Genomic DNA, 22090 nt, shown 5'->3' with positions numbered 1-22090 from the left:
CTACTGCACGACTCAAGCGGTCACGACACCGCGACGTGCTCGCAGGTGACCGCCGGATCCGGGGTCGGGCCGGCGATCTCGAAGGCCGCCCGGCGCGCCGAGGTCAGCCGCTCGGTGACCTGCCAGCGGCCGCGGACCCGCCGCGACACCGTCAGGCGCAGGTCGCCCAGCGCGGTGAAGTGGTTCCAGCGCTCCTCGCCGTCGGGGTCGTGGTAGTGCGCGCGCACGAGGTCCGCCGGCGCGCACGAGAACTCGCCCTCGACCCGGGCCAGCAGGCCGCCGGCCCGCCACCGGAACCGTCCGGTCGCCAGCTCGGCCGGTCCCGACCACAGCGCCTGATCGAACCGGTTGAGCGCCAGATCCTCGCCGGGCAGGCGCAGCACCGCGACCGTCAGCGGCGGCAGGTTGACGCCCTTGCGGCGCAGCTTCGCGTGCAGCACCTCGAGCGCGGCGCCCGGGCGATCGTCGAACGCGTTGCAGTGGCCCCAGGCCCACGACGCCGCGTGCTTGGTGCCCCAGAGGTGGGTCTGGCCACCGCGGGCCGCGTCGAGCGGGAAGCGCTCGCCGTCGATGACCAGCGCGCCGGAGATCGGCACGTCGACGTTGGGCGAGTGCACGGTGGTCTCGCCCAGGCCGCCGCGCCGGTACATCACGTCGGGCAGCTGGTGCAGCGTGGCGACCCCGGGCGTCCAGGTCAGGTCCCACTCGACCGCGTGGCCGTCGCCCGACAGCGCGCCTCGGGCGTGGTCGTGGCCCAGGCGCGACGGGCCGATCGCCACCGCGAACGGGTCGGCGCCGGTGACCAGCGACTGGATCGGGTAGCGCCGGTTGATGCCGAACGAGCGCGCCGGATCGCGCGCGCACAGCCGCGCGAACCACATCTGCGCGTACGGTTCGCCGACCTCGGCCAGCGGCGCCTCGATGACGTAGCGCAGCCAGTAGCCGTCGTGGGTGACCGGATCGTTCCAGGTCACGAACCAGACCTCGTAGAAGCCCCGCCGCTGGCCATCCCAGCGCGCCACGTTGTCGGCCACGGTCGTCACGACGCGCCCTCACACATGGCCGGAACCTAACGCATCTCGGACGCGAACGCGATGGAGCACGCGGCGCGAAGCGGCCCATTGACGCCGTGATCGCGATGCGCGCGCCGACCGTCGGCCCCGGCTCCGAGAACCTGGTGCGGTGCGGCCACGCCTGGCCGGCGATGAGCGGCATGAACTGGATCACCGCGCACCGGGTCCGCGGCTGTGCGCCGGGCGTGAACCTGGTGCAGAACGGCCCCGGCACCGGCGACACCGTCGGCGCGGGCGGTGGCTGGGGCGCGATCTACTGCTTCGCGCTCGCGCCCTGACCACGACGCGCGCGGCGGACCGGGATCCGCGCCGGCGCGCCCTGGGGTCGGGCGCGGCGCGCGGGTAGCATCCCCGCATGGGCGACGTCCGGTTCGAGATCGATCACGATGAGGTGGTGGGGCAGGGTGGGTTCCTGACCATCCGACGGCTGCGCATGCACAACCGTCGCGCCGACGGCTCGCGCTCGGCGGGCTACGTGTGCGACTTCGTGCAGCGTCCCTACGCTCAGGACGCGGTGGTGATCCTGCTGTGGCACCGCGACGCCGCCGGCGCGGTGCAGGTGCTCTTGCGCGTCGGCATGCGGCCGGCGCTGGCGTTCGGCCGCGACCCGGGCCGCGCGCCCGTGCCCGATCGCCGCACCGACGGCTGGCTGGTCGAGCTGCCGGCGGGCATCGTCGAGGTCGACGATCACGGCCGCGCCGGCCTCCTGGCTCGGGCCGCGGCCGAGGCCCACGAGGAGGGCGGCTTCGCGATCGCGCCCGCCGCGCTGGTCGTGCTGGGCGCTGGCGTCTACCCGAGCCCGGGCTCGATGCCCGAGAAGTACTACTTCGTCGCGGCCGAGGTCGAGCCCGGCGCGCAGCAGGCGCTGGGCGGCGACGGCTCGCCGATGGAGGAGGGCGCCGAGACCGCGTGGTGGCCGCTCGATCGCGCGATCGCGGCGGGCGTCGCCGGCGAGCTCGAGGACGGCAAGACCGAGCTCGGGCTGCGGCGCCTGCGCGATCACCTCGAGGGCCGGCGATGATCCGGCGCGCGGCGGTGGCGCTGGCGGTGGCGGCCGTGGCCCTGGGCGCGACGATCGCGTTGCGCGCCGAGCGCATCGTCGCCGGCGAGGACGCCAGCGTGCGCGTCGAGGTGGCCATCGCGCCCGACGTGGCCCTCGGCGACCTCGAGGCCACCTGGCGCGCCCGCCTGCGCGGTCATCCGCTGACGATCGAGCTGGCCGGCTCGGGCGAGCCCGGCCTCGTGGTCGAGGTCAGGGTCGGCGGCGTCCGCCGGAGCGACGCCGAGCGCGTCGCGCGCGCGCTCGATCAGCGCGGCTCGCTGGCGTTCCGCTGGGTCGCGGCCGACACCGAGGTCGCGCGGGCCTGGTACGCGCGGTTCCGCGACGGCGTCCGGCCCGGCGGCGTGCGCGCCGAGATCGACCACTGGTCCGGTCCCGACGGCTCGACCGATGACTACTACCTGCGCGGCGACGATCGCCAGGCGGTCCTCGACGCGCTGGCCCGCGACGCCGCCGATCTGCCGGTGTCGCCCGACCTCGAGCTGATGTTCGAGGACATCCAGCCACCGGACGACGATCGCAGCCGGAGCCCGTACGTCCGGACCTACCTGGTCGAGCGCGCGACGATCCTTACCCAGGCCGACGTCGCCGAGGCGTCGATCGGCGTCGATCCCTACACGAGCCGACCGCAGGTCCAGCTCGACTTCACCCGCGCCGGCGGCCGGGCCTTCGGCGAGGCGACCGCCAGCCGGACCGGCGCCAAGCTGGCGATCGTGCGCGACGACGTCGTGGCCTCGGCGCCGGTCGTGATGAGCGCGATCCCTGGCGGGCGCGCGGTCGTGACGATGAGCGTCGGCTCGCCCCAGGCCCAGCGCGACGAGGCCGAGGCGCTCGTGGCCTCGCTCGGCGGCGGTGGCGACGCGGCGCCGCTGCCGGCCGGCCTGCGCGCGCGGGTGGTCGCGATCGACGACGAGCCGTCGCCGCCGTGGCTGCCGCGGCTCGTGATCGCGCTCGGCGCCGGCCTGCTGGCGTGGCTGCTGGTGCCCGTCCTCGCGCGCCGGGGCTGCCTGGCTGCGCGCCTGCGCTGAGCGGCGCGCCGTGGCCGATCGGGGCGCGGCTACGCGTCGCCGTCGCCGGTCGGCGCCCGCGCGGCGGCGAGCGCGCCGTCCTGGCGGGCGTACTCCTCGAGCTTACGGTACAGGGTCTTGCGATCGAGCCCGAGCCGCTGCGCCGCCCGGGTCTTGTTGCCGCCCTCGTCCTCGAGCACGCGCTCGATGTACTCGCGCTCGAGGTCGGCCACGGTCATGTGGCGGGCCACCGCCGCGGCCAGGAAGTCGCCGGGCTTGCGCTCGCGGACGTGGCCCGGCAGATCGTCGGCGCCGATGACCTCGGCGCGACACAGCGCCGCCCCGCGCTCGAGCACGTTGTGGAGCTCGCGCACGTTGCCGGGCCAGGCGTACCCGAGCAGGATCTGCTGGGCCTCGGGCGCCAGCGTCAGGCGCCGCGGCGGCGTCGAGCGGGCCCCGAGCTGCGCCAGGTAGCGCTCGGCCAGCGGCATCACGTCCTCGGGCCGGGCCCGGAGCGGCGGCAGGTCGAGCCCGATGACGTTGAGCCGGTAGTAGAGATCCTCGCGGAAGCTGCCGTCGACGAGCATGCCCTCGAGGTTGCGGTTGGTCGCGGCGATGATGCGCACGTCGATCCGCTGGGTCTTGGTGCCGCCCAGCGGGCGGATCTCGTGCTCCTGGAGCACGCGCAGCAGCTTGGCCTGCAGCGGCAGCGCCAGCTCGCCGATCTCGTCGAGGAAGATCGAGCCGGTGTCGGCCTCGGCGAACAGCCCCAGCCGATCGGCGCGGGCGTCGGTGAACGCGCCGCGCTTGTGGCCGAACAGCTCGCTCTCGATCAGCGTCTCGGGCACGGCCGCCAGGTTGACCGCGACGAACGGCGCCTTGGCCCGCGGCGAGTTGTAGTGGATGGCGCGCGCGATCAGCTCCTTGCCGGTGCCGCTCTCGCCGGTGATCAGCACCGACGCGGTCGAGCTGGCGATGCGGCTGACCAGCCCCAGGATCTCCTTCATCGCCTCGGACCGCGACACCACGTTCTCGAACCCGTACTGGCGCTCGACCTCGCGCTGCAGCCGCGCCACCTGCCGGCGCAGCGACCGCTCCGACAGCGCCTTGCCCGCGAGCAGGATCAGCTCCTCGAGCTCGAACGGCTTGGTGATGTAGTCGTACGCGCCCAGCTTGACCGCCTTGATCGCGGTCTCGATCGAACCGAACGCCGTGATCATGATGATGTGCGGCGGATCGGGGAGCGCGCCGACGTCGCGGATCAGATCGAACCCGTCGAGATCGGGCATGCGCAGGTCGGTGATGATCAGATCGACCGGCTCGCTGCGCGCGGCCTCGAGCCCGGCGGAGCCGCCGTTGGCGGCGCGCACGCGGTAGCCGGCGTCGGCCAGCTCCTCGGTGAGGAGCTCGCGCATGGCGTCGTCGTCCTCGACGACCAGGATCGTGGCCGGCACATCCGCCATGGCGCCCACGCTACCGCACAACCGCCTCGCCGTCGCGGTCAGGCCTCGGTCCGCGCGCGCTCGCTGGCCGCGGCCGGCAGCAGCATCCGGAACACGGCGCCCCCGGTGGAGGCGTCGTCGACCTCGATCCAGCCGTCGTGCTCCTTGACGATGCCCGCGCACACGGCGAGCCCGAGGCCGGTGCCGCCCTGGCCGTCCTTGGAGGTGTAGAACGGCTCGAAGATCTTGTCGCGGCGCTCGGGCGGGATGCCGGGGCCGGTGTCCGCGACCTCGATCCGGACGAACGCCTGCTCCGGCGCCAGCTCGAGCCCGGGCCGCTGCCGGGTGATGGTCGAGGTCTCGACCGCGACCGCGCCGCCGTCGGGCATGGCCTGGATGGCGTTGATCAGCAGGTTGAGCAGCACCTGCTGGATGCGATCGCTGTCGGCGAGCACCATCGGCAGGCCGTCGGCGCGGACCAGCCGGGTCTTGACCTTGGCGGCGGCGAACTGGCTGCCCAGCAGCTCCATCGTCGTCAGCGAGATCTCGTTGAGGCTCACCCGCGTCATGCCCGGCGGCCCGACCCGGCGCCGCGCGAAGTCCAGGAGCCGCTGGATGATGCGCGTGATCCGCGCGGTCTGCTCCTCGATGATCGTCACGTTCTTGGCCACCGCCTCGGGGTCGCCGATCTTCTTGTGGGTCGCGCGGGCGCGGCCGGCGATGACGTTGAGGGGCGTGCCGACCTCGTGCGCGATCTCGGCGGCGATCTGGCCGATCGTCGCGAGCTTCTCGGTGTGGGCCAGCCGCTGCTCGAGCGTGTGCTTCGCGTCGGCCGAGCGCTGGGTCTCGGCGCGGGACTCGCGCAGCGAGAACGTCATGTCGTTGAAGCGGGCCGCGATCGCGCCGATCTCGTCGTCGCGCTCGGACAGGAGCGCGTGCGACAGGTCGCCGCGGGCGACCTCGTCGACGCCGCCGAGGAGCTTGGCCATCGGCCGCGTCATCAGGCTGCGCGTCAGCAGGAACACCGCCGTCGTCGTGAGCGCGGTGATCACGACCACCCACCCGACCGCGCGCCACAGGTCGTCGGTCCAGGCCGCGTCGAGCTGGGCGATCGGGCGCGCCAGCTCGAGCATGCCGGTCACCTCGACGCCGCGCGCCGACTGAGCCCGCAGCGGGAGCGCCAGGACCAGCTCGCCGCGCTCGCGCTCGAGCAGCGCCAGCTGGGGCGCCGCGCTCAGCGCCGCCAGCCGCCGGGCCTGGGTCGGCGACAGCGTCGGTCGGGTCGCGGCCGGGCTGGCCGGCGCGGCCGGCGCGTCGGTCGGGACGATCGTGACGCGCCAGCCGGTGCCGCTGCGCCCGAACTCGCGTCCCAGATCGCGGGTCAGGCGGATGGGATCGACGTGATCGATGTCGCCGCCCAGGGTCTCGAGCGTGGTCCGCAGGGCCAGCGCCGTCGACCGCGCCTCGCGCTCGATCGCCCGCTGGCGCGAGTCCGCGCGCGCGCGGACCTCGAACGCCGCGTACACCGACAGGGTCAGCGTCACCGACAGCGCCGTCGCGACCGTGATGCGAGTGCCGATGCGCACCCGCTCATCCTACCCTCAACCAGCGCCAGCGCCGCCCCCGCACCCGGAACCGCACCCGGAGCCGGAGCCGGAGCCGGACCAACCCAAACCCAAACCCGGATCCGGACCCGGAACCGGAGCCGGAGCCGCACCCGGACCCGGAGCCGGACCCGGAGCCGGAACCGGAGCCGGAGCCGCACCCGGACCCGGAACCGGACCCGGACCCGGACCCGGACCCGGAGTCGGACCCCGCACCCGGATCCGAAATCCGAAATCCGAAATCCGAAATCCGAAATCCGAAATCCGAAATCCGAAATCCGAAATCCGAAATCCGAAATCCGAAATCCGAAATCCGCCGGCGCCCACGCGCCGACGCTCCGGGAAATAACGCCACGCTCACGCCCCACGGCACCCCGCCCGGTAGAGACCACATCCCTCGCGCACCACGCACCGGGTGCAGAGATCAATACTAGTGCGTCGTCGGCGGCGGCGCCACGGCGACCACGGTGCGCTCGGAGTCGCCGTCGGACGACTGCGTCAGCGGGGCGCTGTCGCCCGGGCGCACCACCGGCGGCCGCGGCATCCGCTTGGCGGCCTTGTCGAGCGCCTTCTCGGCGGCCTTCTCGTACTTCGCGGCGACGTTGTCGGCGGCGGCCTTGGCCGCCTCCTTCTTGTCGCTCTCGCGCTCCTCGCGGCGCTTCTCGCGCATGCGGCGCAGGCCGCCGGCCATGATCTCGGCGATGAGCTGGTCGTACTGGATGCCGATGGCCTGGGCGATCAGCACGAGGTCGGAGTAGCCCGGGGTCAGGCCGGGCAGGGGGTTGACCTCGAGCACGTAGATGCGGCCGTCGGCGTCCATGCGCAGGTCGACGCGGGCGACGTCACGGCAGTCGAGCGCCCAGAAGGTCGCGCGGGCGATCTTCTCCATCGCCTTCTGCTCGGCGTCGGTCAGCTTGGCGGGGCACTCGTAGAAGACGTGCTCCTCCCACTCCTGCTTGACCTCGTAGTTGTAGACCGGCCGCTCGGTGTTCTTCTTGAACTTGATCTCCATCGGCGGCAGCACCCGCGGGCGCTTGTCGCCGAGCAGGCCGACGGTGAACTCGCGGCCGGCGATGTACTCCTCGATCAGCGCCGGCTGGCGGTAGCGCTCGACGCACACCTTGACGGCGGCGCGGAGCTCCTCCTCGGTGTCGACCACGCTGGTCGCGCCGATGCCCTTGCTCGAGCCCTCGGCGTTGGGCTTGACGATCAGCGGGAACTTCATGTCCGGCGACAGGCGCTCGCGCGGCGACTCCATCAGCTGGAACTTCGGCGTCAGGATGTCGTGCTGCAGCAGCACCTTCTTGGCCAGCGCCTTGTCGAGCGCGATGGCCAGGGTCGCCGAGTCCGAGCCGGTGTACGGCACGCCGAGCAGCTCGCACAGCGCCGGCACCTGGGCCTCGCGGTTGCGGCCCTCGACGCCCTCGGCGATGTTGAAGATCAGGTCGACGTCGGCCTCGGCCAGCACCCGCGGCAGGTCGGGCGTGGCCTCGAGGTGCACGACGATGTGGCCCTGGCGGGCCAGCGCGTTGGCGATCGCGATGATCGTCTCGGGCGGATCCCACTCGGCCTCGTCGTCGCCGTCGTGGTCGCGCTTGACGTTGTAGGTGAAGCCGACGCGGATCGGCTGGACCCGGCTGGTCCGGCGCGAGACGCCGAGCTGGCTGGCCGTGGCCAGGCCCGAGCGCAGCGCCGCCGAGTTGAGGATCGACGCGATGGTCTGGCCGTAGCCCATGCCGAGCTGCGAGGTCGCCACGAACAGCGCCGCGCTCGGCGCCAGCGACGGGATGGCGTTGGCCTCGAGGAAGTAGATGCGGCCGTCGGGCGCGACCCGGAAGTCGAGGCGCGCGATGTCGCGCATCCCGAGCGTGCGGATGACCTCGATCGAGATCGTGCGCAGGCGCGCGGCGATGTCGCGGGGGATGCCGGCCGGGCACCGGAACGAGACCTTGCCGGGCTCGACGTTCTTGAGCCGGTAGTCCCAGACGTTGTAGGGGCGGTCGGCGGTGGTCTCGAGCAGGAGCTCGACCGGCGCCAGGATGCCGGCGTCGTGGCCGACGCCCTCGATGTAGCCGATCAGGATGTCGGTGCCCTCGACGTACTCCTCGACCAGGACGCCGTCGGGGTAGCTGCGCAGGGCCGCCTTGAGCACCGCGCCGAGATCCTTGGCCTCGCGCACGACCGAGCCGTCGCGGCCCGCCGCGCCGGGGCCGCCGGTGTAGATGCCCTTGCTCGAGCCCTCGTGGTTGGGCTTGACGATCACCGGGAACGACAACCCGGGGCCGCGCTCGACGACCGCGTCGAAGTTGCGCGGGTTGACCAGGCACGCCCGCGGCGTGTCGACGCCGGCCCGGCCGACCAGCAGCTTGGTCATCCACTTGTCGAGCGTCACCGCGTTGGCGTACGCGTCGGACCCGGTGTAGGGGATGCCGAGCTCCTCGAACAGGGCCGGGTACAGCGCCTCGCGCAGCTTGCCCTGCTGGCCCTCGGCGGTGTTGAAGATGAGGTCGGGGTCGATGGCCTCGAGCCGCTCGAGCAGGGTCGAGGCCGGGCCCGACACCTCGACCTTCTCGACCTCGTGGCCGGCGGCCTCGATCGCGGTCGCGATGGCGTTCACCGTGTCGACGCTGTCGAACTCGGCCTCCTTCTCGGAGTGGCGGACGTCGGTGAGCCGGAGGTTGTGAGTGAACGCGACCTTCATCGGAGAGCGACCTGGCCTTCGCATCGAGCGGCGACGACCGGAAGTGGTTCGCGCACGCGCCGACGTTGGACTTGTAGCAAACCGGTGTGACAACGCGCCGTCAAGCAAAAGCGCACGCACATCGGGTCGTGTTACGACTCGATCATGGCGGCCACCGAAGTCATCGACGTGCGCACGACGACCCGCAGCGAGACCGTCGACATCACCGCGCTGGTGCGCGCGGCCGTCCGGCGCAGCGGCGTCGACGACGGCATCGCCGTGGTGTTCTGCAAGCACACCACCGCGGGCCTGACGATCCAGGAGAACAGCGACCCGCAGGTGCGCGCCGCGGTGCTCGCGCACCTGACCCACGCGGTCCCGCACGGCGCCGGCGCGGTCAGCGCCGCGACCAACGCCGACGCGCACGTCAAGTCGAGCTTGATCGGCGTGTCGCTGGCGCTGGTGGTCGAGGCCGGCAAGCCGGTCATCGGCCCCTGGCAGGCCATCTACTTCTGCGAGTTCGACGGACCCCGCAACCGCCACGTCCTGGTCAAGGTCGTCGGCCAGCGCGGGTGAGCGCGCGTAAGGGCCCGCGCGTGAACAAGTCGATCGAGGATCGCGGACGAGGCGCCCGGATGGCAAGGCGACCGCGAGGACCGGAGGGGAGCGTCCTCGTTGGACGTGACCCGAGGACCGGAGCCGGCAACGCAGCCAGCCGGGATGGATCGGCCGCGAGACCGACCGAGTTGTTCACGCGTGGGCCCTAAGTCCCCGGATCGCGACGTCGATCACGGATCGCCGGGACCGCTACATCGCCGGGGCCGATCGTGCGTCTATAGAAGGGTGACCCGAACCCTCGCGCGCCTCGCCCTGCTCACCGTGGCCACGCTGGTCGGATGCGGCGGCCGCGCCCATCCCGCCGCGCCGCGCCCTCCTGACTCCACCCAGGCCTCCTCCGAGCGCTCGCCCGACAGCGACCTCGCCGCCGCCACGCCCATCAAGGCCGCGGTCGGGGATCCCAGCGCGCGCCCCGGCACTGGCGCCGGCAAGGTCTACGACCTCGAGGAGATCAAGCTGGTCGTGTCGCGCGATCCGGGCGGCGACGAGACCATCGACGCGGTGGCGCCGTCGACGCTGCTCGACGAGGGCCGCGCCGCGCTCGCCGCGGGGCGGCCGGTCGAGGCCATCGCGGTGTTCCGCCGGCTCGCCGCCGAGTTCCCGGCGTCGCGCCTGGCCCCGTCGGCGCTCTACTACGTCGGCGTGGTCTACGAGGGCCTCGGCGACACCACCTCGGCGATCACCAGCTACCGCGACGTGGTCACGCACTTCCCGACCGGCCGCGAGTCGCTCGACGCACACCTGCGCATCGCCGGGCTCCAGGCCGAGCGGCAGGACTGGCGCGGCGCCGACGGCACGCTCGGCGAGATCCTGCTGCGCGCCGACCTCGGCCACGCCGACCGGCTCGAGGCCCAGGCCCGGCGCGGCTACGTGCTGATGGAGCAGGGCCAGGCGCCCGAGGCCGAGGCCAGCCTCAAGGCCGCGATCGCCACGTGGAACCGCGCGATCCGGATCGACGACCGCTACTACATCGCGATGGCGCACTACTACCTGGCCGAGCTCCGGCACCGCGCGTTCGCCGCGGTCAAGCTGCGCACCGCGCTCGACGAGCTCAAGGCCGACCTCGTCCAGAAGGAGGCGCTGGCCGCCGCCGCGTACGATCAGTGGCGCGAGGCCCTCGAGCTCCAGGATCCGTACTGGGCCCTCGCGTCCGGCTACCAGATGTCGCAGATCTTCTTCGAGCTGTGGCAGACCGCGGTGACCTCGCCGTACCCCGACGGCCTCGACCCGGCGGCGCGCACCTACTACACGACCGAGGTCCACGATCGCGTGCGGCGTCACCTGACGACCGCGTTCGACGGCCACCAGATGAACGTCCGCCTGGCCGGGGCCTACGGGGTCAGCAACGCCTGGAGCGAGGCGTCCAAGACCCGCTCGATCCAGGTCGCGACGATCCTGGCCCGCGAGGCCCGGGGTGAGATGAGCGCGGTCGTGCCGCCGGCGCCGTAGCGCTGCAACGTCTTGGGATCTCAACGACCCGGCGGAAGGTTCGCCAGCATGCGCCAGCGCGGGGCCAGGCGCCCGCCGATCGGCCCGCGCGCGTATATATAAGCGCGCGCTCCGCGGCTATATAAGCGGGCGCGTGAGAGATCCTTCCGCCGCCAAGGTCGCAGAAATACCGCGCAGCGCCGTTGACTTGCCGGACGACCTCGCCTATACAACGGCGGCTGTGGCTCCCAAGGCCACCGCACCTGCGAATCAGCAACGTTTCCGCTGGCGTAGCTCAACCGGTAGAGCACCTGACTTGTAATCAGGAGGTCGCGGGTTCGAGTCCCACCGCCAGCTCTCACGAGGTAGCACCAAGCATCACGTCTCGACAAGGAGGGGTTCCCGAGTGGCCAAAGGGAGCAGACTGTAAATCTGCCGGCTCCACGCCTTCGAAGGTTCGAATCCTTCCCCCTCCACTGGCCCCTGGGTAACCACGGCCCCGCGGGTGTAGCTCAGCGGTAGAGCTCCAGCCTTCCAAGCTGGATGTCGTGGGTTCAAATCCCATCGCCCGCTCCGAGTCCGACCAACGAAATCCGCTAACGAAAACCAGCCCTCATAGCACAGTGGCAGTGCACTTCCTTGGTAAGGAAGGGGTCGTGAGTTCAATTCTCACTGAGGGCTCGAGCAACCGCGACAGATCGCGACCACCCTCGATCGTCACCAGAACCTGATAGCCACCGAGCGCCTGAGGAGCACGCCGCCATGTCCAAGGAAAAATTCGTCCGCAACAAGCCGCACGTCAACATCGGGACGATCGGCCACGTCGACCACGGCAAGACCACGTTGACGGCGGCGATTACCAAGACCCAGTCGACCAAGGGCCTGGCGAAGTTCACGGCGTTCGATCAGATCGACAAGGCGCCCGAGGAGAAGGCGCGCGGCATCACGATCGCGACGGCGCACGTCGAGTACGAGTCGGACAAGCGGCACTACGCGCACGTCGACTGCCCGGGCCACGCGGACTACATCAAGAACATGATCACGGGTGCGGCGCAGATGGACGGCGCGATCCTGGTGGTCTCGGCGCCCGACGGTCCGATGCCGCAGACCCGCGAGCACGTGCTGCTCGGCCGCCAGGTGAACGTGCCGGCGATCGTGGTGTTCCTGAACAAGTGCGACATGATCGCCAAGGGCGACGAAGAGCTGCTCGACCTGGTCGAGATGGAGCTGCGCGAGCTGCTGAGCAAGTACCAGTTCCCCGGCGACACGACGCCGATCATCCGCGGCTCGGCGCTCAAGGCGCTCGAGGGCGACAAGTCGGACCTCGGGACGCCGTCGATCGACAAGCTGCTCGAGGCGTGTGACTCGTTCATCGTCGAGCCCAAGCGCGAAGTCGACAAGCCGTTCCTGATGCCGGTCGAGGACGTGTTCTCGATCAAGGGCCGCGGCACGGTCGGCACGGGCCGCATCGAGCGCGGCATCGTCAAGGTCGGCGAGAACATCGAGGTGGTGGGCTTCGGCGACACCAAGTCGACGACGTGCACGGGCGTCGAGATGTTCCGGAAGCTGCTCGACGAGGGCCAGGCGGGCGACAACGTCGGCCTGCTGCTGCGCGGCCTCAAGCGCGAGGACATCGAGCGCGGCATGGTGCTGTGCAAGCCGGGCTCGATCCTGCCGCACACCGAAGTTCGAGGCCGAGATCTACGTCCTCAAGAAGGAAGAGGGCGGGCGTCACAAGCCGTTCTTCAACGGCTACCGCCCGCAGTTCTACTTCCGCACGACCGACGTGACGGGCATCGTCAAGCTGCCGGAGGGCATCGAGATGGTCATGCCCGGCGACAACATCAAGGTCAACGTCGAGCTGATCACCAAGATCGCGTGCGAGGACGGCCTCCGGTTCGCCATCCGCGAGGGCGGCAAGACCGTCGGCGCCGGCGTCGTCACCAAGATCACCGAGTAACGCTGGGCCGCCCCCAGGCTCGATGAGCGACAGCCCGGAGGCGACTCCGGGCTGTTCGTCGTTTCGGGAGGCGTTGCGAACTCCGGCTGGCGTCGGGGGGAGGCGCTCCACGGGCAAGTGGTCCATCGCCGAAGCCGGTACAAGATCCGCCGCCGGCCTCCAGTTCCTTTGGGCGCCCTTCGAGGCGCCGCCTCCGCTCGGCTCCGCCCGGCCTCCGGGTCCGTCCGGCCCGGCTCCGGCCTCCGGCTCCGGTCCGGCTCCGGGTCCGGCTGGCCGCTCCGGGTCCGGCTCCGGGTCCGGCTCCGGCCGGCGGGCCGGTCCGGCCCGGGTCCGGCTCCGGGTCCGGCCCCGGTCCGCTCCGGGTCCGGCTCCGGTCCGGCTCCGGGTCCGGCTCCGGGTCCGGCTCCGGCTCCGGCTCCGGCCCCGGCTCCGGCATCCGGGACCGCGGGCCGATCCCGGGCCCCGACTCCTACCCGGATCCGGATCCGGATTCGGCAGTGGCAGCGGCGGAAAACCGCAGGGCGGGGCGGGGGTAGATCTGGTACCCGAACGATCGCAACCCCCCCGCAGATGTTCGATTTTTCGGATCGCCCCTTGCTCGTGTGTAGCAGTTGATGTACACGTCCGCTTCCGTCTCGACCGCCCTCGCCTTGCCCACCCGATCCCACCAGGCATCCAAGACTACGAGATCACGAGTTTCTAGGGGAGTAGCTCAACGGTAGAGCATCCGTCTCCAAAGCGGAGGGCTGCAGGTTCAAGTCCTGTCTCCCCTGCCACGTACCTGCCCGACTAGCGAGTCGACGACGCCTCTCAAACGACCCAGAGTCAACCCGTGGCCCAGCAAGAGAACGTCCCCAACAAGCCCGTCCACCTCATGTACCTATGCGGTGGGATCGTGCTGTTCTATCTCACGCAATGGACCATCGACTGGCTGTGGGGGTACTTCGGTACCCCGCCCAGTGAACTCTGGATGACCGTCGGTGCCATGGTCGTCACCCTCACGGCCGGGGTCGTCCTGTATCGCCACGATCGGATCCACACCCTCGCCAACGAGGTTGCGTCCGAGCTCGGCAAGGTCACCTGGCCAACCCCCAAGGAAGTGCGTGCTGCGACGATCGTCGTCATCGTGATGTCGATCATCTCCGCGCTCGTCCTCGGTGTCTTCGACCTCGTCTGGTCGAACCTGACGGAGCTGGTGTATGGCTGACGCGACGTCGAACCCCGCGGATACCACCGACGCCGCGCCCGGCGCCTCGCCGCTCGTTGCGCAGATGAAGTGGTACATCGTGAACACCTACTCGGGTCACGAGAACAAGGCCAAGCTGACGCTCCTCGAGCGCGTCCGCAACAACGGCCTGTCCGAGTACTTCGGCGAGGTCCTGGTCCCGACCGAGAGCGTCATGGAGCTCAAGGCCGGCCAGCGCCGCACGACCACGCGCAAGTTCTTCCCGGGCTACATGTTCGTGCAGATGGTCCTCGACGACCGCACGTTCACGCTCGTCAAGAACACCCCGAAGATCACCGGCTTCCTGGGCGGCATGAAGCCGACCGCGGTGCCCGAGCGCGAGATCACCGGCCTCCAGACCACGGTCACCGAGGGCAAGCAGAAGCCCCGGGCCAAGGTCTCGTTCGAGGTGGGCGACAACGTCCGCGTCACCGAGGGCCCGTTCGCCAACTTCTCGGCCAAGATCGAAGAGGTCAAGGCCGACAAGCAGAAGGTCAAGGTCTCGGTCTCGATTTTCGGGCGCTCCACGCCGGTCGAGCTTGACTTCACCCAGGTCGAGAAAGCATAAAGCCGGCCCCAGCGGCCAGGGCAACATCGCCCTCGGCGCCGGGTGTCTCGCGAAAGTAAACGGTCATGAAGAAGGTCACCGCCCTCATCAAGCTGCAGTGTCCCGCTGGCAAGGCTAACCCCTCGCCGCCGGTCGGACCCGCGCTCGGCCAGCACGGCCTGAACATCATGGCGTTCTGCAAGGAGTTCAACTCCCGCACCGCGCAGATGGGCGACCTGATCATCCCGGTCCTCATCACCGCCTACGCCGACCGCACGTTCACCTTCGTGACCAAGACGCCGCCGGCGTCGATCCTGCTCAAGAAGGCGGCCAAGATCGAGAGCGGCTCCAAGGAGCCGAACAAGAACAAGGTCGGCCAGGTCACGACCCAGCAGGTCCGCGAGATCGCCGAGCACAAGCTCACCGATCTCAACACCACCTCGGTCGAGTCCGCGATGCGGACCATCATGGGCACCGCCCGCTCGATGGGCCTCGAGGTCGTGGACTGAGATTCCGAGAGGGTTTTTCGAAAAAACCCTCCCCCGGCATGCGCCGGGGCCCCCATCCGAAACGGCCCGGAGCGCGGCTCCGGGCGTGGGGGACCCACCCGAACAGCCCCGAGCGTGGCGTGCGGGTGACCTCGAACGGATCTGATTGCCTCGCCCGGATGTCGGGCTGGCTCCTGAAGTACTTCGATAACCGAGTGAACACAGCCTGGGAGCCCGCGAGGGCGTTGAGCCAGGCCCCACCGGAGGACACGATGGCTGGTAAGAAATACAAGAAGGCGATCGAGGGCTGGGAGCCGACCAAGAAGTACTCGGTCGACGACGCCTGCGCGATCATCCCCAAGGCCAAGGTCTCGACCAAGTGGGACGAGACGGTCGACGTCGCGGTCCGCCTGGGCGTGAACCCCAAGTACGCCGACCAGATGGTCCGCGGCTCGGTCGTCATGCCCTCGGGCACCGGCAAGACCAAGCGCGTCCTGGTGATCTGCAAGACCGAGAAGGTCAAGGATGCGCTCGAGGCGGGTGCCGACTACGCCGGCAACGACGAGTACATCAACAAGATCAAGGACGAGAACTGGTTCGAGTTCGACACCCTCGTCGCGACCCCGGACATGATGGTCTCGGTCGGCAAGATCGGCCGCGTCCTCGGTCCCCGCGGCCTGATGCCGAACCCGAAGGTCGGCACGGTCACCGCCGACGTCGCCAAGGCGGTCAAGGAGCTCAAGGCCGGCCGCGTCGAGTTCCGCGTCGAGAAGGCGGGCGTCATCCAGACCCCGATCGGCAAGGCCTCGTTCCAGCCCGAGGCGCTCGCGGTCAACCTGCGCGCGCTGCTCGATCAGCTCATCAAGCTCAAGCCGTCGACGGCCAAGGGCACGTACGTCCGGTCGATCACGATCTCGACCACCCACGGCCCCGGCATCAAGGTCGACACCGCCGCCTACGTCGGCGTCGTCAAGGACTGATCGACCCGCACAACGCAGCACATACGACCGCACGACGTCGCAGAAGCGGGCAGGGCGCACGCCCCCAAGTCCCGCGGAGACCGAGTCCCGTCGCACCGTCGCCCACCCGGGCGACCGTCGACCCCTCGCTCTCCCGATCGAGGGGTCGCTGCATTTTCTAGCCACTCGCCGACCGTCCCGGTTCGGCATCTGCAGAACGGACAAGCACCATGGACAGAGCAGGCAAGGCCGAGATCCTCGGCGAGATCCAAGAGGCATTCGCCAACGTCGCCTCGGTCGTGATCGCGGACTACCGCGGCGTGACCGTGCCGGTCGTCACCGCGATGCGCGATGACTTCCGCAAGAACGGATGCCACTACCGCGTGCTCAAGAACTCGCTCGTCAAGATCGCCGTCAAGGGCGGCTCGATGGAGCCGATGAGCGCGCTCATGGTCGGCCCGACCGCGGTGATCTGGTCCAACGAGACCCCGCAGATCGCGGCCAAGATCGCGCTCAAGTGGGCCAAGGACGAGCCCAAGTTCACGATCAAGGGCGGCTTCTTCGACGGCAAGGTCCTCGACGCCCAGGGCGTCGACGCGCTGTCGCGCATGCCGGGCAAGGACGAGATCCGCGCCAGCTTGCTCATGACCTTCCTGGCCGCCCCGCAGGACCTGGTCCGCACGGTCATCGCCGGTCCCCAGAACTTCATGTACGTCCTCGACGCCCGCAAGCGGGCGCTCGAGGGTGCCGCCTGAAGCACATCGACTCCCTGGTGAGGGGCGGCGTCGCCGTCCCTCGCGCCCCCCGACGTCTCTCACCGGTCGCCTGACCGGACCTTGTTCCTTCGGTCATCCGACCGACCCAAACCGGGCCAGCCGGCCCCGCATCCTCCGAGGCATCTCATGTCGCTCACGCAAGATCAGGTCATCGACTACCTCAGCACCCTCACGGTCATGGACATCGTCAACCTCACCAAGGCCCTCGAGGACAAGTGGGGCGTGAAGGCCGCGCCGGTCGCCGTCGCCGGCCCCGCCGGCCCGGCCGCCCCCGCCGCGCCCGCCGAGGTCCAGACCGAGTTCACGGTCATCCTCAAGGCCAAGGGCGCCTCGCCGATCAACGTCATCAAGGTCGTCCGCGAGATCACCGGCCTGGGCCTCAAGGACGCCAAGGACCTGGTCGACGGCGCCCCCAAGGAGGTCAAGGCCAACGTGCCCAAGGCCGAGGCCGACGAGATCGCCAAGAAGATCAAGGACGCCGGCGGCGAGGTCGAGGTCAAGTAGTTCGACGATCCCGGCGGGGTGCGTCACGATCGGGCTTCGGCAGCGAATCCCGGTCAAAACGAATACTTACCGCCGGGCGCGGAGTTGGCATGGCGGCTTGCATGGCCGACTTGCCACTTCCGCGGCGTTCCGTGCTATACGCACGCGGCGTCGAGTCCGGGAGCGTTCGTTCCTCGGCTCGCTGCCGTGTCCGTGCTCGCTCGGCGTCACGCTCACGTCGCTCGACTTCCTCGACTCGATCCTCGGCCGTCTTGACGATCGCCTTCTGACCTTCGCCTGTCGCCGCCCACTCGGCACCCCTCGCGGGTGATCCGAGCAAGGGCGGTCGGCGCGTTTTCGGTCGGTCTTCGTCCGCACGCTACCGCTTCGCACTCGCTTCGCTGTACTCCAACCCGGAAGAGGCACCCACGTCCATGGCGTCTGCCATCCAGAACAACTTCCGCGCCCGCAAGAGCTTCGCCAAGCTCAAGCAGGTCATCGAGATCCCCAACCTGATCGACATCCAGAAGCGGAGCTACGACAAGTTCCTGCAGATGGATATCGCGCTCGATCGGCGCGAGGACATCGGCCTCCAGGGCGTGTTCAAGAGCGTCTTCCCGATCAAGGACTTCTCCGAGACGAGCTCGCTGGAGTTCGTGTCGTACAACCTCGAGAAGCCCAAGTACGACGTCGACGAGTGCCGCGCGCGCGGCATGACCTTCGCCGCGCCCATCAAGGTGGTGATCCGCCTGGTGGTGTGGGACGTCAACGAGGAGACTGGCGTCCAGTCGATCCGTGACGTCAAGGAGCAGGAGGTCTACTTCGGCGAGATCCCGCTGATGACCGACTCGGGCACGTTCATCATCAACGGCACCGAGCGCGTCATCGTCTCGCAGCTGCACCGGTCGCCCGGCGTGTTCTTCGATCACGACAAGGGCAAGACCCACAGCTCGGGCAAGCTGCTGTACAGCGCCCGCGTGATCCCGTACCGCGGCTCGTGGCTCGACTTCGAGTTCGACCACAAGGACATCCTCTACGTCCGCATCGATCGCCGCCGCAAGCTGTACGGCACGGTGCTGCTGCGCGCGCTCGGCTACTCCACCGAGGAGCTGCTCAACTACTTCTACGACACCGAGTTCGTGCACATCGAGGGCAAGGGCAAGTACGCCCGCGAGATCAACTACGAGTTGCTCGTCGGTCAGCGCGCCACCCGCGACATCAAGCACCCCAAGACCAAGGAAGTCCTGGTCAAGAAGAACCGCAAGTTCACCAAGGGTGCGATCCGCAAGCTCCAGGAGTCGGACGTCGATCGGCTGCCGCTCGACGCCGACGAGATCGCCGGCAAGGTCTCGGCCAAGGACGTCATCGACGACGCGACCGGCGAGGTGCTGCTCCAGTGCAACGAGGAGCTGTCGGAGGAGAAGCTCGAGGAGCTCCGCGAGCGCGGCGTGATCAAGGTCGAGGTCCTGTTCATCGACAACCTGAACGTCGGGCCGTACCTCCGCAACACGCTCCTGGCCGACAAGCTGCAGGGGCCGGAGGAGGCGATCATGGAGATCTACCGGCGCCTGCGGCCGGGTGATCCGCCCACGCTCGAGACCGCCAAGACCCTGTTCCAGAACCTGTTCTTCAACCCCGAGCGCTACGACCTGTCGCGCGTCGGCCGCCTCAAGCTGAACTACAAGTTCAAGATCGACGAGGCGATCGAGACCCAGATCCTGACCAAGCGGGACATCCTGGAGACGGTCCGCTACCTGATCGATCTGCGCAACGGCAAGGGCGTCGTCGACGACATCGACCACCTCGGCAACCGCCGCGTCCGCGCGGTCGGCGAGCTGATGGAGAACCAGTACCGCATCGGTCTCGTCCGCATGGAGCGCGCCATCAAGGAGCGCATGTCCATGTCGCAGGAGATCGAGACGCTCATGCCGCACGACCTGATCAACGCCAAGCCGGTCTCGGCGGTGGTCAAGGAGTACTTCGGCAGCTCGCAGCTGTCGCAGTTCATGGACCAGACCAACCCGCTGTCCGAGGTGACGCACAAGCGCCGCCTGTCGGCCCTCGGGCCGGGCGGCCTGACCCGCGAGCGCGCGGGCTTCGAGGTCCGCGACGTCCACCCGACCCACTACGGCCGCATCTGCCCGATCGAGACGCCGGAAGGCCCGAACATCGGTCTGATCGCGTCGCTGTCGACCTTCGCCCGGGTCAACGAGTACGGCTTCATCGAGACGCCGTACCGCCAGGTCGAGGGCGGCAAGATCGACGACACGGTCCACTTCTACTCGGCGCTCCAGGAGGAGGGCCAGATCATCGCGGCCGCCAACGCCGACATCGAGAAGGGCAAGCTGGCCGGTGACTACGTGTCGTGCCGCAAGGGCTCGGACGTCGTCATGACCAAGCCCGAGGACGTGACCCTCATCGACGTGTCGCCGAACCAGCTGGTGTCGGTGGCCGCGTCGCTGATCCCGTTCCTCGAGCACGACGACGCCAACCGCGCGCTGATGGGCTCGAACATGCAGCGCCAGGCGGTGCCGCTGGTCCGCACCATGTCGCCGCTGATCGGCACCGGCATGGAGGGCATCGTCGCCCGCGACTCCGGCGTGACCGTCGTCGCCAAGCGCGACGGCGTGGTCGACTTCGTCGACGGCTCGCGCATCGTCGTGCGCCCGACCACGGGCGCGGACCCGACCGCGGCCAAGCCCGACATCTACAACCTGGTCAAGTTCCAGCGCTCGAACCAGAACACGTGCATGAACCAGAAGCCGATCGTCCAGGTCGGCGACAAGGTCAAGCGCGGCGACGTGATCGGCGACGGGCCGGCCACCGAGACCGGCGAGCTGGCGCTGGGCCAGAACGTGGTCGTCGCGTTCATGCCCTGGGGTGGCTACAACTTCGAGGACTCGATCCTCATCAACGAGAAGCTGGTCAAGAACGACGTCTTCACCTCGATCCACATCGAGGAGTTCGAGTGCGTCGCCCGCGACACCAAGCTCGGCAAGGAAGAGATCACCCGGGACATCCCGAACGTCGGTGAGGAGGCCCTGGCCGACCTCGACGACTCGGGCATCGTCCGGGTCGGGGCCGAGGTCAAGGCCGGCGACATCCTGGTCGGCAAGATCACGCCCAAGGGCGAGACCCAGCTGTCGCCCGAGGAGAAGCTCCTCCGCGCCATCTTCGGCGAGAAGGCCGGCGACGTCCGCGACACCTCGCTGCGGGTCCCGCCGGGCGTGACCGGCGTGGTCATCGGCGCCCGCGTGTTCGCGCGCAAGGGCACCGACAAGGACGAGCGCGCGGCCGCCATCGAGGAGGCCGAGACCGAGCAGCTCAACCGCAACAAGAAGGACGAGATCAAGATCATCTCCGAGGCCTACTACTCGAAGATGAAGGAGCTGCTGGTCGGCAAGACCACGGCCTCGCGGCTGGTCGACGACAAGGGCAAGGTGCTCCTGCCCAAGGGCGAGAAGATCACGCTCGAGATGCTGGCCGAGGTCGCGCACAAGTACTGGCCGGAGATCCAGCTGGTCGAGGGCGACGGCAAGACCGAGGAGCAGATCGAGAAGCTGGCCCGGATGCGCGAGGAGGACGTCCACGCCATCGAGACCCAGTACTCGGACAAGATCGCCAAGCTGACCAAGGGCGACGAGCTGCCGCCCGGCGTGATCAAGCTGGTCAAGGTCTACCTGGCCATCAAGAGGAAGCTGTCGGTCGGCGACAAGATGGCCGGTCGCCACGGCAACAAGGGCGTCGTCTCGCGGCTCCTGCCCGAGGAGGACATGCCCTACCTCGAGGACGGCACCCCGGTCGACATCGTCCTCAACCCGCTGGGCGTGCCGTCGCGCATGAACGTCGGCCAGATCCTCGAGGTCCACCTCGGGTGGGCCGCGAAGCAGCTGGGCCGGCAGATCGACGCGTACCTGCAGACCAGCTGGAGCGGCGACGTCCTCAAGGAGAAGCTCAAGAAGCTGTTCCCGGCGGACGACATGAAGACGTTCATCGACAAGCTCAAGGAGGACGACGTCGGTCGCTTCGCCGGCAAGCTCCGCGCCGGCGTGCACTTCGCGACGCCGGTGTTCGATGGCGCCGACGAGAGCGAGATCAAGACCGCGCTCAAGATGGCGGGCCTGCCGTCCAACGGCCAGGCTCGGTTGATCGACGGCAAGAGCGGCATCCCGTTCGAGCACCCGGTCACCGTGGGCGTGATGTACATGCTCAAGCTGCACCACCTCGTCGACGACAAGATCCACGCCCGGTCGATCGGCCCGTACTCGCTCGTCACCCAGCAGCCGCTGGGCGGCAAGGCCCAGTTCGGTGGCCAGCGCCTGGGTGAGATGGAGGTCTGGGCGATGGAGGCCTACGGCGCGGCCTACGCGCTGCAGGAGTTCCTGACGGTCAAGTCGGACGACGTGCTGGGCCGTACCCGCATGTACGAGTCGATCGTCAAGGGCGACCACGTGCTCGAGGCCGGCCTGCCGGAGTCGTTCAACGTGCTGCTCAAGGAGCTCCAGGCCCTGTGCCTGGACGTCGAGCTCATCGAGGATCCGACCGCGCCCCGCAAGTCCGAGACCCCCAGCCCCGGCATCCCCGCCGGCCTGGCGGCCCTGGCTCGCGAGGTCGCCGACAAGGTCGGCAGCGCCGGATGAGCCCGGCGCGTCGCCGGCCGGCCGCACCCCCCGGGCTCGCTCGCGCCCCCCCCCCCCCCCCCCCCCCCCCCCCCCCTCACGCTGATTTTACCTGTCACCG

Annotated in this window: 16 protein-coding genes, 5 tRNA genes and 1 pseudogene; 18 read left to right on the top strand and 4 right to left on the bottom strand. The window is 69.6% G+C overall.

The genetic code is table 11. The features are described 5' to 3' along the window. Positions 1-20: 20 nt before the first annotated feature. On the bottom strand, positions 21-1043 hold the full coding sequence (locus IPL61_19575; GenBank protein MBK9033436.1) for a hypothetical protein: 1023 nt from the start codon (positions 1041-1043) through the stop codon (positions 21-23). 86 nt (positions 1044-1129) lie between these two features. On the opposite strand from IPL61_19575, the gene IPL61_19570 reads away from it, so the two are divergent. The 3 genes from IPL61_19570 (at position 1130) to IPL61_19560 (ending at position 3161) form a co-directional block, all read left to right on the top strand. Further along, positions 1130-1351: a hypothetical protein gene (locus tag IPL61_19570; protein ID MBK9033435.1), complete on the top strand. Its 222-nt coding sequence runs from the start codon at positions 1130-1132 to the stop codon at positions 1349-1351. A 77-nt stretch (positions 1352-1428) separates the two neighbouring features. After that, entirely contained in the window at positions 1429-2094 is a 666-nt protein-coding gene (locus IPL61_19565) for an NUDIX hydrolase (GenBank protein MBK9033434.1), read from the top strand. Beyond that, entirely contained in the window at positions 2091-3161 is a 1071-nt protein-coding gene (locus IPL61_19560) for a hypothetical protein (protein ID MBK9033433.1), read from the top strand. The genes IPL61_19565 and IPL61_19560 overlap by 4 nt, the downstream gene beginning before the upstream one ends. A gap of 29 nt (positions 3162-3190) precedes the next feature. Here IPL61_19560 and IPL61_19555 read toward each other — a convergent pair whose 3' ends face one another. The 3 genes from IPL61_19555 to IPL61_19545 form a co-directional block, all read right to left on the bottom strand. Beyond that, the gene (locus tag IPL61_19555) at positions 3191-4594 is read right to left on the bottom strand and encodes a sigma-54-dependent Fis family transcriptional regulator (protein ID MBK9033432.1); all 1404 of its coding nucleotides are present in this window, start codon (positions 4592-4594) and stop codon (positions 3191-3193) included. 47 nt (positions 4595-4641) lie between these two features. After that, the gene (locus IPL61_19550; GenBank protein ID MBK9033431.1) at positions 4642-6168 is read right to left on the bottom strand and encodes a HAMP domain-containing protein; all 1527 of its coding nucleotides are present in this window, start codon (positions 6166-6168) and stop codon (positions 4642-4644) included. Between the two features lie 448 nt (positions 6169-6616). Continuing rightward, positions 6617-8887, bottom strand: a complete 2271-nt coding sequence (locus IPL61_19545; GenBank protein ID MBK9033430.1) for an ATP-grasp domain-containing protein — start codon at positions 8885-8887, stop codon at positions 6617-6619. Positions 8888-9031: 144 nt separating this feature from the next. On the opposite strand from IPL61_19545, the gene IPL61_19540 reads away from it, so the two are divergent. From IPL61_19540 to rpoB, 15 genes and pseudogenes are all read left to right on the top strand, one after another. Then, a complete protein-coding gene (locus IPL61_19540) occupies positions 9032-9442 on the top strand; it encodes a YjbQ family protein (protein ID MBK9033429.1) in 411 nt (136 codons plus the stop codon). Between the two features lie 267 nt (positions 9443-9709). Further along, positions 9710-10933, top strand: coding sequence for a tetratricopeptide repeat protein (locus tag IPL61_19535; GenBank protein ID MBK9033428.1), 1224 nt, complete (start codon positions 9710-9712; stop codon positions 10931-10933). Positions 10934-11196: 263 nt separating this feature from the next. Continuing rightward, positions 11197-11269: transfer RNA gene (locus tag IPL61_19530), tRNA-Thr, on the top strand. 35 nt (positions 11270-11304) lie between these two features. Next, positions 11305-11388: transfer RNA gene (locus IPL61_19525), tRNA-Tyr, on the top strand. A gap of 25 nt (positions 11389-11413) precedes the next feature. Beyond that, positions 11414-11485 (top strand) — tRNA-Gly (locus IPL61_19520). A gap of 36 nt (positions 11486-11521) precedes the next feature. Next, positions 11522-11593, top strand: a tRNA-Thr gene (locus IPL61_19515). A gap of 81 nt (positions 11594-11674) precedes the next feature. Continuing rightward, positions 11675-12872: pseudogene (tuf, locus tag IPL61_19510) on the top strand (elongation factor Tu). Positions 12873-13573: 701 nt separating this feature from the next. Then, positions 13574-13648, top strand: a tRNA-Trp gene (locus IPL61_19505). A gap of 209 nt (positions 13649-13857) precedes the next feature. Then, positions 13858-14079: a preprotein translocase subunit SecE gene (gene secE, locus IPL61_19500; protein ID MBK9033427.1), complete on the top strand. Its 222-nt coding sequence runs from the start codon at positions 13858-13860 to the stop codon at positions 14077-14079. Then, positions 14072-14665 (top strand): transcription termination/antitermination protein NusG, encoded by a 594-nt coding sequence (gene nusG / locus IPL61_19495; GenBank protein ID MBK9033426.1) that lies wholly within the window; start codon positions 14072-14074, stop codon positions 14663-14665. Before secE ends, nusG begins: the two co-directional genes overlap by 8 nt. A gap of 65 nt (positions 14666-14730) precedes the next feature. Further along, the gene (gene rplK, locus IPL61_19490; GenBank protein MBK9033425.1) at positions 14731-15153 is read left to right on the top strand and encodes a 50S ribosomal protein L11; all 423 of its coding nucleotides are present in this window, start codon (positions 14731-14733) and stop codon (positions 15151-15153) included. 251 nt (positions 15154-15404) lie between these two features. After that, positions 15405-16112: a 50S ribosomal protein L1 gene (locus IPL61_19485; protein MBK9033424.1), complete on the top strand. Its 708-nt coding sequence runs from the start codon at positions 15405-15407 to the stop codon at positions 16110-16112. Between the two features lie 209 nt (positions 16113-16321). After that, entirely contained in the window at positions 16322-16846 is a 525-nt protein-coding gene (locus tag IPL61_19480; GenBank protein MBK9033423.1) for a 50S ribosomal protein L10, read from the top strand. Positions 16847-16993: 147 nt separating this feature from the next. After that, positions 16994-17371, top strand: coding sequence for a 50S ribosomal protein L7/L12 (gene rplL / locus IPL61_19475; GenBank protein MBK9033422.1), 378 nt, complete (start codon positions 16994-16996; stop codon positions 17369-17371). A gap of 413 nt (positions 17372-17784) precedes the next feature. Next, positions 17785-21990: a DNA-directed RNA polymerase subunit beta gene (gene rpoB, locus IPL61_19470; GenBank protein MBK9033421.1), complete on the top strand. Its 4206-nt coding sequence runs from the start codon at positions 17785-17787 to the stop codon at positions 21988-21990. Positions 21991-22090: the final 100 nt, after the last annotated feature.

This window comes from Myxococcales bacterium (genome assembly GCA_016717005.1).
Lineage (GTDB): Bacteria > Myxococcota_A > Polyangia > Haliangiales > Haliangiaceae > UBA2376.
Note: the sequence above shows the minus strand (reverse complement) of the source record. Positions and strands in the feature narration are given on the sequence as shown.